The sequence below is a fragment of the Clostridium puniceum genome (assembly GCF_002006345.1).
Lineage (GTDB): Bacteria > Bacillota > Clostridia > Clostridiales > Clostridiaceae > Clostridium > Clostridium puniceum.
Map to the genome: position 1 here is coordinate 26,833 of NZ_LZZM01000203.1, position 11,727 is coordinate 38,559.

Sequence of the window (11,727 nt, forward strand, 5' to 3'; positions counted from 1 at the left end):
TTTTACACCTTAGCTTTTATTCATTTAAATCCACATAGACTCCAGTCTTCGAAAAAATAGTCCATTCACATATATTAGTTACATGATCTCCTATTCTTTCTAAATACTTTATTACAAATAATAGTTGAGTTCCTTTGTGAATTAAATTTTCATCTACCTTTATTGCATTAATTAAATTACTAAATAAAGATTTATAAAAAGCATCTATTTCATCATCTTTTTTACAAATTCCATATGCCATTTCTTCGTCCTCATTAATATATGCATTTATAGCAGCTTTAATCATAGACCTTACTTTTGTATCCATTTCCCATAAATTCTCTGAGTTATCTCCAAAGGATTTTACATTTCCACCTAATCTCTTAGTTATTTTACATATATCAACTGCATGATCAGCCATTCTCTCTAAATCAGTTACTATCTTTGAAGCCGTAAATACTCTTCGTAAATCTGTTGCTAATGGTTGTTCTGTTGCAATAAATTTAATACATTCTTCTTCTATTGCTTTTTGCATATTATCAACTTTATCATCATCTTTAATAACTTGATTGGCTTTTTCTACATCATAGTTTTTTAAGCTAACAATACTTTCGTATATTTGTTTTTCCACTAAGCTTGACATATTTAACAATTCACGATTGATAATTTTTACTCTTGCATCTTGAGATCCTCTTGTCATAATACCAAATACCCCTTTCTAACCAAATCTACCTGTAATATAATCTTCTGTTCTTTTATCTCTTGGATTATAAAATATATCTTCAGTTTTTCCATACTCGATAACTTCCCCACTTAAGAAAAAGGCTGTTTTATCTGCTATTCTTCCTGCTTGTTGCATATTATGCGTTACTATTATTACTGTATATTTCTTTTTCAATTCATCCATTAATTCTTCCATTTTCCCAGTTGATATAGGATCTAACGCTGATGTTGGTTCATCCATTAAGATTACTTCTGGCGAAACCGCGAGTGTTCTAGCAATACATAATCTTTGTTGCTGTCCACCTGACATTCCAAGCGCACTCGACTTTAACCTATCTTTAGCTTCCTCCCAAAGAGCTGCTCCTTTTAAACTCTTCTCAACAATTTCATCTAATACCTTCTTATTTTTTATTCCATGTATTCTAGGGCCATATGCAATATTATCATAAATAGACATTGGAAACGGATTTGGTCTTTGAAACACCATACCTATTCTTTTTCTCAAATATATCTCATCGCAATCTTTATATATATCCTTATCTTCAAATAAAACTTGACCTGTTATTTTTACACTTTCAATTAAATCATTCATTCTATTTAAAGTTCTTAAATAAGTTGATTTTCCACAACCTGAAGGACCAATTAGTGCGGTAACTTCATTTTTATTTATAGACATATTTATATTTTTAAGAGCTTGATTATCACCGTAATATAAACATAATTCTTTAGTTTCTATAATATTCATTTCCATCTCCTACTTCCCACTATACGCTTTCATTAATCTATTTCCAAGTAATCTAGCACCAACATTAAATATAAGAACTGCAATTATAAGTACTGCTGCTGTTCCATTTGCTATTTGAGTTGCATCAGGTACTATCCCTTCTGAATTCAATTTCCATATGTGAACAGCTAACGTTTCTGCTGGTCTGAAAAGTGAAAATGCCGAACTATTTCCAGATAAACTTATTAAATCGAAATTTAAGTTCTTTGAACTTAATCCTGCAGTATATAAAAATGCCGCTGCTTCTCCAAAGATTCTTCCAGCTGCTAATATTATTCCTGTTAATATTTCACCCATAGCCGTTGGTACTGTGAGCTTTGCTAAAGTCTGCCATCTAGTTGCACCAATACCTAGTGAAGCTTCTTTTACTCTTTTACTTGCTGCTATTATAGCATTTTCAGAAATTCTGGTCATAGATGGTATATTTAATATGCTTACTGATAAAGCTCCTGCAAGTATTGAATATCCCCATCCAGCCATATTAACAAAAACTAATAAGCCAAACATACCTATTACAATAGATGGTAACGACGACATTGTTTCAAGAGACATTCTTATAAATCTAAGAATTGGTCCTTCCTTTGCATATTCAGCTAAATAAATACCTGCTCCAACTCCAATTGGAATTGTTATTATTAAAGAAACCAGTAACATATAAAAGGAATTAAATAGTTGTGGACCTATTCCTCCTCCAACACCTGTTAGCTTTGGTTTTCCAAATAAAAATGAAGGTTTTAACATACTCCCGCCTTTATATAAAATATATAAAATAAATGCAGCAAGTAAAAATACTACAAACATACTTATTATATAAAATATAATTGTTGCAATTTTATCAACTTTTTTCGCATCCATTATACTGCACTCCTTTTTTCAATCATTCTCACTATTACTATAAATATAAAAGAAATTACAAGTAAAATTAATGCTAACGTCCATAATGCATCATTCCATGCTGTTCCACCAACAGTATTAGCCATATCCATAGTTATAATACTTGTTAATGTTGCCATTGAAGAAAACATTCCATCTGGTATTTTAACAGTATTACCAATAACCATTTGAACTGCTAAAGCTTCTCCAAAAGCTCTTGCTATGCCAAGTACAACCCCCGTAAGTATACCAGTTTTTGCTCCTGGAACTATTACTCTAGATATTGTTTGCCATCTTGTAGCTCCAAGTCCATAAGAAGCTTCAATATGATCTTTAGGTATTATTTTTATAGCATCTATAGATAATGTTGCTATAGTTGGTAATATCATTAATGAAAGAACTAATATTCCGGCAATTAAAGAGAATCCCATTCCACCAAAGCCATTTTTAATAAATGGTACTAATACAGAAATACCAACCCATCCATAAACAACGGAAGGTATTCCAACCAATACTTCTAATGATGGTTTAATTATCTTTTTCCCAAATTTACTAGATATAACATTCACAAATATTGCCAAGGCAACAGCAATAGGTGCACTTAAAATTACTGCACCTATTGATACCAAAGTTGAACCTAAGATGAATGCAAGAGCTCCAAAGGAAGGCTCCCCTCCTTTATTAGGCTTCCAATTATTTGTAAACAAAAATTCTGAAAGACTATATCCATCTACTGTAAAAATTCTTATTCCCTTTGAAGCTATGAATACTATAATTGCTATTGTTATAACTATTATTAACATTCCACATAGTGCTGCAAAGCTTTGACCTAAATATTCATTTTTAAGCCTTTCTTTAAAACTTCTTTTTTCCATCTTTACTCATTCCTTAATTTGAATTATTTTACCTTCATTTCAGTTCCTGAAATAAATCCTAAACTTTCTACGCTTTCTTTATTATCACTACTTGTTACAAATTCAATAAAGCTTTTAGCAAGTCCAGTTGGTTCACCCTTAGTATACATATGTCCCCATGACCAAAATTTATAGGAACCATCTGTTATATTAGCTTTATCTGAAGCTACACCGTCAATTTTAACTAATTTTAAAGCATCTTGAGCTTCTTTAGTTTGCATATATGCAAGCCCTAAGTAACTAATTGCACCATCATTTGATTTCATTGCGCTTAATACTGCACCATTTGAATCTTGAGTTGCTCCTAAAGAATCATTTTCTAAAGATTTATCTCCACCAAGTATTGTCTTTTCAAAAGTTGCTCTTGTTCCTGAACCTGCTGTTCTATGAATTAATAATATTTCTTTGTTTGGACCCCCAACGTCTTTCCAGTTGGTAACTTTTCCAGAGAATATGCTTTTAATTTGATCAGATGTTAAATTATCTATTCCAAGTGATTTACTTACTACAACTCCAAATCCTTGAGCCACTACTTTATGATCAACTAATGTTTCTGCCTTTGCTTTATCTAATTTTTCATCTGCAAATACATCTGAATTTCCAATATCCACTGTTCCATCTAATACTTGAGTAAGACCTGTCCCTGATCCACCTGCTTGAGCTCCAACCTCTGCCTTAGGATTTTTTTCTTTAAACTTTTCACTTGTCTTCTCCATTAGTGGTAATAATGCCGAAGAACCACTAACTGTTATAGATCCAGTTACTTCATTTGAGCTTTCTTTATTATCAGATTTACTATCATTTGTAGCTGCATTTCCACAACCTACCATTCCAATTCCTAACATTCCTATAACTAAAGTGCTTACCATTAATTTCAATGTTCTTTTTTTCATTATTATTCCCTCCAAATAAATCTTATATATTATTTAACATTTTCTTATTACACATTCTATAATATACCCATTTAGTTAATCTATTATTAGAGAGTTGTTAAGTTATATTAGATATATGTTAAAAAAATTTAACATTACTTTTAGGATAGTTTCCATCTCTTTCTATTAAAATTACTTATTGGACTGAAATACATTAAATACACGGTATTCTAACTTTAAAGGTTGTTCCTTCTCCAGGTTCACTTTTAACAGTAATTTCTCCATTAAATATTTTAACAATATGCTTTACAATAGCTAATCCAAGACCAGTTCCACCTTTTTTCCTTGATTTATCTACCCTATAAAATCGTTCAAATATTCTTGATATATCTTCCTTTGGTATTCCTATTCCATTATCTTTTACTATTAAACAGTAATACCCACCTTCACTATAACTGGATACTTCGACAGTTCCTGAAGTGTCTTTTGAATATTTTATTGCATTTTCAATTAAATTTAATCCTAATTGATAAAATTTATCTTTATCTCCTAAAATATGCTCCTTATTATCATTTTTGAATTCTAATTTTATATTCTTATTAATTGCAGTTTTCCTAACAATATTAAGTACTTCTTCAATTACTAAAGAAGGTTCAAATTCATCAATATCTAAAATCAAATTACTTTCTATCTTTGATAATATTAAAATATCATTTATAAGCCTTGATAATCTTTCTGCTTCCTTATTAATAATATCTAAGAATTTTTCTCTTGTTTCATCATCTTTAACAAATTTTAGCGTTTCTGCAAATCCCTTTATAGAAGTTAAAGGTGTTTTTAATTCATGAGATACATTAGCAACAAACTGACTTCTCATAAGTTCAACTCTATTTATGTCTGTAATATCTTGAAATGTTATAACTTTACCTATATTATCTATGTCATCAAACATTTCTGATTTTTTTATTTTAAAATCCCTTTCTATTGGATGAAGTATTTTTATTTCCTTATCATTTTCTTCATCTTGCTCTAGAAATTTAGTTACATCATAATCATTTACATAATCCAATAAGCATTCACCTACTATATTTTTCTTTATTCCAAGTAATGATTCTGCACATGGATTAATAGAAATCACATTATTATGATTATCTACAGCTATAACGCCACTTTCCATACTTTTTAGTATAGATTCTATTTTTGATTGTTTTTCAATAACTTCATGAATTTTTAATTGCAATTGTTCGGCCATATTATTAAAGCTATTTCCTAATGTTCCAAGTTCATCATTACTATTAACATCGGCTCTTATTTTATAATCTCCATGAGTCATTTTTAAAGTTACACTTTCTAACTCTTTTACTGGTTCAACAATTTTCTTAACAAGTCTTAGGGATAGGAATATAGAGAATGGTATAACTGAACCTAATATTAAAAAACAATATTTAATATATTGTTTTTGTAATATAGTTATTGTATAGATATGAACAGAACTTCTAATCACAGATTTATTATCTAACTTAGTTGCATAATACAAAAAATTAGCTTTAACTGTACTACTATATCTTTTTGAATATCCTTCACCATTTTCTAGTGCATCTTTAACTTCTATTCTGTCCCTATGATTTTCAAGACTTTTCTCTTCATTATCATACAATACAACACCGTTATTATCTATAAGTGTAAATCTAACATTTATATCATTTATCTTTACATTATTTAATTTTCTCAACTCACTATAATCATTTTCACTAATATCTTTTGTATCATTAAGTTCAGAAATTAAGTAATTGACATTTTTAAGTTGCTCTTTTGTATTCTTAATTTGTTCCAAATTCATCAATAACATAAAAGACGAGGTTACAATTATTATTGCAAATAAAACTGTTATAATAACTGACGTTAATATTTTATTTTTCATTACTATTCTGCAGGGTTAAATCTATAACCCACCCCCCTTATAGTCTCAATAAATCTTGGATTCTTATCATCTTCTTCTATTTTCTTTCTAAGATATCTTATGTGAACATCTACAGTTCTTGTTTCTCCGATATATTCATACCCCCATATCTTGTCCAATAGAGTTTCTCTTTTAAGAATTTTGCCTTTATTCTTTATTAATATCTGTAAAAGTTCAAATTCCTTCAATGTTAAATCTACTTTTTCTCCATTAACAGAAACCTCATGACGTTCAAAGTCAACTTTAAGGTTCTGAGAGTCATAAATCTCTTCTTCCGCATCATTAAATGAATTTGTTCTTCTTAACACTGCCTTTACCCTTGCAAGTAATTCCCTAACTGAAAATGGTTTTGTTATATAATCATCAGCCCCAAGTTCTAATCCTAATATCTTATCTAGTTCTTCACCTTTTGCCGTTAACATAACTATTGATGTGTTTTTCATTTCATTATTTCGTTTTATTTCTTTACAAACATCAAAACCATCAATACCTGGTAGCATTAAATCAAGTAATAATAAACTTGGCTTTTCTGCTTTTGCTATCCTTACAGCATCTATCCCATCATTAGCAGTAAGAACCTCATATCCTGCATTAAGTAAATTAAATTTCAGCAATTCGATTATATGTTCTTCATCGTCCACTATTAATATTTTTTCTTTTGCCATTGTATTTTCCCCCTTAACGTAAAATAATAAATGCAAACATTCTTCCATAAGATCCTTGTGATTTTCTATATGAATGTAATTTAATCTCCTTATTGCAATAAGTACATAAATTTAAACTATTAATATTATTATCTTTTACTCCTGCTTTTTTCAAATCATCTAATATACAAGATTCTAAATTAAGATTATTTCCATTAAATAATTCCTCTTCTTCAATTGTCTTCTTTTTATCTATAAATTTTAATTTCAACTCCTCTGAAACTTCGTAACAACACTCTCTAATATGAGCTCCTATATATGCTTTAAGATTTTTTTCATTTGTTCCAAATTCCTTTTTCATTCTTTCAATAGTTTTTAATGTAATAGATTCAAAAGTTCCTCTCCAACCGCTATGAATTGCTGCTGCCGCATGCTTTTCTTCATCTACCAATATAATTGGTATACAATCAGCTGTAAAAACTCCAATAATAGCATCTTTTTCATTTGTTATTATTGCATCTCCTTCTTCATCTTTAATTGATTCACCTACAGATTTATATAACAATATTTTATCACTATGAATTTGTTTAATATATACAATATTATCCACAGCAAATACTTCTTTTAATGAATCAAGTTCTTTTATCCCTTCTTTTGTATTCCTATTAAAACTCCTGCTCTTTTCTGCATTTGTAAATACAATTTCAAACCTTTCATCTTTTATGATTATGAAATCCTCTTTTTTATTTAATAATTTTAAATCTAATTTATTCAATTTATCCTCCATAACTATATATATTGCAATTAAGTTTATACATTATAGTTGTTCCATATGCTAATATGGTTTTATTATAAGATCATTATTGCAATCTATATAAATAATTCTAATTTTTTGTTATTATTTTCAAATCAGCAACATTTAAATTAAGTTATATCATAACTATCTTATAACTTAATATTAACATTCTAATTCATTTTTATCATCTTTATTAACTAAAGTTTAACTTATATATAACATTTAAGCTAAACCATTAACTTAAAGAAAAATCCATGTAATTTTTATTCAACTTTTTAATTTTCTTCTATAAGCCATTGTATCTATTATAGAAATTACTTTTAATAATATCTAGTGTACTTATTTATCAGAAAAGTATTTCCTTTATCACATAATAACTTATATTATAAAAAAATCTACTTCGCAGACTATGTTGTTCTGCGTTAACATTTCATTCATATTTAAATTACCTTTACTAACCTTGTATCTACAATGCTTTCAAAAGTTATCCACATATTTGACTTGATTATAATTTCCTAAAAAATAAGAAAAAGGATGTTGAAATTTTATTTTTCACCATCCTTAACTACCTGATTATGTTGTAAGATTTTTTATTTCTTCTAAAAAAGTATTTATATCCTTAAACTGTCTATAAACTGATGCGAATCTTACATATGATATTTCATCTAAATCTTTTAATCTAACCATAACCATCTCACCTATATCCTTTGATGGAATTTCAGTAAGCATACTATTAGATATTGTTTTTTCTATATCATATGCTATGTCTTCAATTTGTTTTCTAGATATTGGTCTTTTTTGGCATGCAATAATTAATCCATCAATTATTTTTTCTTTATTAAAATTTTCCCTGGTTAGGTCTTTCTTTATTACTAAAACAGGAAAATCCTCTATTTTTTCATATGTAGTATATCGTTTAGCACATTTTAAACATTCTCTTCTCCTTCTAATCGTCGTGTTGTCATCTGTTGATCTAGAATCAACAACCTTACTTTCTTCAAATCCGCAAAATGGACACTTCATACTTTCATTCACCTCTTTGCCTTTGTATATAACGTCTTTATAACCATTATACATATATTTTCAAAATATGGCTACATATTGTTTGCATTTACTTCATCTTTAATGTTTACTAATATAACATCTGTTCCTATTTTTATTATATCTTTCCATAAAATCTCTTTTTCATCTTCTTTTGCAAACCATGTTTTCATCTCTCCAGGTAATATTAAAGAAACTATCTTATTTTCATTACAGTCTATTTTAAAGTCCTTTATGAATCCTATTTTAGTTCCTGTTAATATATCTATTACTTCCATATTTCTTAACGCATTAAGTGAATGTAGTTCCAATTCCATAATTCTCCCCCACCACTATAATATTATTCCATTTTTCCTTTTATACATGTTTTCTCATATGCTTTAAAGCCGTCTTTTCTAACCTGGAAACTTGAGCTTGGGAAATTCCAATTTCATCTGCAACTTCCATTTGAGTCCTTCCATTAAAAAATCTTAAATTTAATATTAACTTTTCTCTATCTGTAAGCTTTTTCATCGCCTCCTTTATGGAAATGTTTTCGAGCCAATGTTCATCTGTATTTTTAGAATCACTTATTTGATCCATTACGTATATTGCATCGCCTCCATCATGATAAATTGGTTCAAATAGCGATACTGGGTCTTGTATTGCATCTAATGCAAATACAACTTCTTCTCTTGGTAGCTCAAGTTCTTTTGCAATTTGTGAAATAGTCGGTTCTTTATTATTATCTTTTATAAACTTTTCTCTCATAATCAGAGCTTTATAAGCAATATCTCTTAAAGATCTGCTTACTCTAATAGAATTATTATCTCTTAGATATCTTCTAATTTCTCCAATTATCATTGGCACTGCATATGTTGAAAATTTAACATTTTGAGATAAATCAAAATTATCTATAGACTTCATTAATCCTATACATCCAACTTGAAATAAATCATCAATATTTTCTCCTCTATTATTAAACCTCTGAATAACACTAAGTACTAACCTCAAATTTCCCTTTATGAAGGTTTCTCTTGCATTTTTATCTCCATCCTTCATTTGTAGAAAAAGTTGTTTTTTTTCTTTCTCTTTAAGTATAGGAAGCTTTGAAGTATTAACGCCACATATTTCTACTTTGTTAATTATCACAAGTATCAACCCTTTCGAAAGTAATAATCCATTGCATTAATAATTATCTCCGTTAGGCAATACTTTTATACTTGAAGACAAGCTAAATCATTCTACTTATTTCTTTTTTTAATCTTTTAATTATTTTCTTTTCCAATCTAGATATATAAGATTGAGATATACCAAGCATATCAGCTACTTCTTTTTGTGTTTTCTCTCTTGTTCCATTTAATCCAAATCTTAAACGTACTATTTCCTTCTCTCTATCATTTAAACTTTTTAATGCCATAACTAAAAGTTGTTTATCAACTTCATCCTCTATTAAATTATAAACTGTATCATTTTCAGTCCCTAATATATCTGATAATAAAAGTTCATTTCCATCCCAATCAATATTTAATGGTTCATAAAATGAAATTTCTGCTTTTATTTTACTGTTTCGTCTCAAATACATAAGTATTTCATTTTCTATGCATCTAGATGCATAAGTTGCAAGTTTTATTTTTTTTTCAGGATTAAAAGTATTTACAGCTTTTATTAATCCAATAGTCCCAACTGATATTAAATCTTCCACATATACTCCTGTATTTTCAAATTTTCTAGCTATATAAACAACTAATCTCAAGTTTCTTTCAATCAATGTCCCCCTGATTTTTTCATTTCCATCATTTAACTTATTTACTAATTCTTCTTCTTCATCCTTTGACAATGGTGGCGGTAGTGCATCACTCCCTCCAACATAATATAAATTTTTCTTAAACATTTTAAATCTGCATATCAATTTATTAAAGAACAAAATTAGTTTTTCCATATATATCCCCCTTACACACTATTCCTCTTGATAATAAGGCATTAAATTCATTTTCCTTGCTCAATGTTTCTTTGCATGGACATATTATTGCATCAATCTTTTCAGACAAGCACTTTTTATTTGTTATCTTTATATTGTTAACTCTTATTCCATTAAGACTCCCACCATAACCAATAGAATTATATGGTATTCTATATGTGTTTTGTTCGTGAAAATTTAAGTTTTTTATTAAATTTTCTTCAACTAAGATACATGGCAAATTAGTAATTGGTTCTACAAGCTCATTACCCGTATCTAAAAAACCATTAAAATTATACTGTTTTTTTTCAATCTCAAATTCAATTTTAAAATTAAAATTTCTTATAAATAATTTCTCATTAACATAATCTGTAATTCTGTTATAAATTATATATATAATCATTATTCCTAGCATAATATATTTAACTGAATATTTTTCAATTTTAAAGCTATTTCCTAATAAATATAAATTTTGCTTTATTGAAAATAGGAAACATATTCCACTTAAAGTGAAGGTTGTCATTAAAAATATAAAAAGCACTTTAATCAAAGTAATAATATTAGTTTTTCTATATACTAATCTAATCATTATGAAAGCTATAATCAATTGAAAAGGCAAATAAGCTAATATATTTAATTTAGGAATTACCAAAACTAAGGTGTAAAACCCTCCAATAAAACTTGATATTATTAACTTTCTAGTTTTACATTTATACTTTATACATTTCATGGTTAAAGTTAATAAAAAAAAATTAACTATACAATTTTCTAAAACTAAAATATCAGCATAGATTTTCATCTTAACGCCTCCAATCTGTATGAATTTTATTATATACTTATTAATTTTAAAAATTTGTCACAATCGCATTTGATGCTTCCATTTTTTTTATTAAACTTTTTACATTTACTTACACTATATTTTTATGTTTACTTTTTTATATTTAAAACTAACTTAATCTATAAAAATAAATTCTTTTATCTTATATTAATTTGCTAAAAATAGTAAGAACAAAATTATTTTCACTATTATAATTTTCAGAATGAAATTGCTGGTAATAAATATATAATCTTTTACTTTACAAATCTTTAACGTAAAAAATTAATCAGACCATATATATAAGTTCTAATTAAGAAAGTTCATAATTTAGTTGATTGTCTTATCCAATCACTCTAATATATAAATTAAATCTTAATGAACAAAA

The 11,727-nt window shown here is 27.7% G+C and carries 13 protein-coding genes; all 13 read right to left on the reverse strand.

From position 1 onward, the window contains the following. Window positions 1–16: 16 nt before the first annotated feature. Window positions 17–679, reverse strand: a complete 663-nt coding sequence (gene phoU, locus CLPUN_RS20455) for a phosphate signaling complex protein PhoU (protein ID WP_077849079.1) — start codon at window positions 677–679, stop codon at window positions 17–19. 18 nt (window positions 680–697) lie between these two features. After that, window positions 698–1,447, reverse strand: coding sequence for a phosphate ABC transporter ATP-binding protein PstB (gene pstB, locus CLPUN_RS20460; protein WP_077849080.1), 750 nt, complete (start codon window positions 1,445–1,447; stop codon window positions 698–700). A gap of 9 nt (window positions 1,448–1,456) precedes the next feature. Next, window positions 1,457–2,341, reverse strand: a complete 885-nt coding sequence (gene pstA / locus CLPUN_RS20465) for a phosphate ABC transporter permease PstA (RefSeq protein WP_077849081.1) — start codon at window positions 2,339–2,341, stop codon at window positions 1,457–1,459. Then, window positions 2,341–3,234 carry a phosphate ABC transporter permease subunit PstC gene (gene pstC, locus CLPUN_RS20470; protein WP_077849082.1) on the reverse strand — a complete coding sequence of 298 codons (894 nt, stop codon included), beginning with the start codon at window positions 3,232–3,234 and terminating at the stop codon, window positions 2,341–2,343. The genes pstA and pstC overlap by 1 nt, the downstream gene beginning before the upstream one ends. A gap of 23 nt (window positions 3,235–3,257) precedes the next feature. Then, the gene (locus tag CLPUN_RS20475; RefSeq protein WP_077849083.1) at window positions 3,258–4,166 is read right to left on the reverse strand and encodes a phosphate ABC transporter substrate-binding protein; all 909 of its coding nucleotides are present in this window, start codon (window positions 4,164–4,166) and stop codon (window positions 3,258–3,260) included. A 193-nt stretch (window positions 4,167–4,359) separates the two neighbouring features. Next, window positions 4,360–6,066, reverse strand: coding sequence for a sensor histidine kinase (locus tag CLPUN_RS20480; RefSeq protein ID WP_077849084.1), 1,707 nt, complete (start codon window positions 6,064–6,066; stop codon window positions 4,360–4,362). Between the two features lie 2 nt (window positions 6,067–6,068). Further along, the gene (locus CLPUN_RS20485) at window positions 6,069–6,770 is read right to left on the reverse strand and encodes a winged helix-turn-helix domain-containing protein (protein WP_077849085.1); all 702 of its coding nucleotides are present in this window, start codon (window positions 6,768–6,770) and stop codon (window positions 6,069–6,071) included. A gap of 13 nt (window positions 6,771–6,783) precedes the next feature. Beyond that, entirely contained in the window at window positions 6,784–7,524 is a 741-nt protein-coding gene (pgeF, locus tag CLPUN_RS20490; protein ID WP_077849086.1) for a peptidoglycan editing factor PgeF, read from the reverse strand. A gap of 594 nt (window positions 7,525–8,118) precedes the next feature. Further along, a complete protein-coding gene (gene nrdR, locus CLPUN_RS20495) occupies window positions 8,119–8,568 on the reverse strand; it encodes a transcriptional regulator NrdR (protein WP_077849087.1) in 450 nt (149 codons plus the stop codon). Window positions 8,569–8,639: 71 nt separating this feature from the next. After that, a complete protein-coding gene (locus tag CLPUN_RS20500) occupies window positions 8,640–8,903 on the reverse strand; it encodes a YlmC/YmxH family sporulation protein (protein WP_077849088.1) in 264 nt (87 codons plus the stop codon). A gap of 40 nt (window positions 8,904–8,943) precedes the next feature. Continuing rightward, window positions 8,944–9,717 (reverse strand): RNA polymerase sporulation sigma factor SigG, encoded by a 774-nt coding sequence (gene sigG, locus CLPUN_RS20505; RefSeq protein WP_077849089.1) that lies wholly within the window; start codon window positions 9,715–9,717, stop codon window positions 8,944–8,946. Window positions 9,718–9,799: 82 nt separating this feature from the next. Beyond that, the gene (gene sigE / locus CLPUN_RS20510; RefSeq protein ID WP_077849090.1) at window positions 9,800–10,507 is read right to left on the reverse strand and encodes an RNA polymerase sporulation sigma factor SigE; all 708 of its coding nucleotides are present in this window, start codon (window positions 10,505–10,507) and stop codon (window positions 9,800–9,802) included. After that, window positions 10,482–11,324, reverse strand: coding sequence for a sigma-E processing peptidase SpoIIGA (locus tag CLPUN_RS20515; protein WP_077849091.1), 843 nt, complete (start codon window positions 11,322–11,324; stop codon window positions 10,482–10,484). The genes sigE and CLPUN_RS20515 overlap by 26 nt, the downstream gene beginning before the upstream one ends. Between the last annotated feature and the right edge of the window lie 403 nt (window positions 11,325–11,727).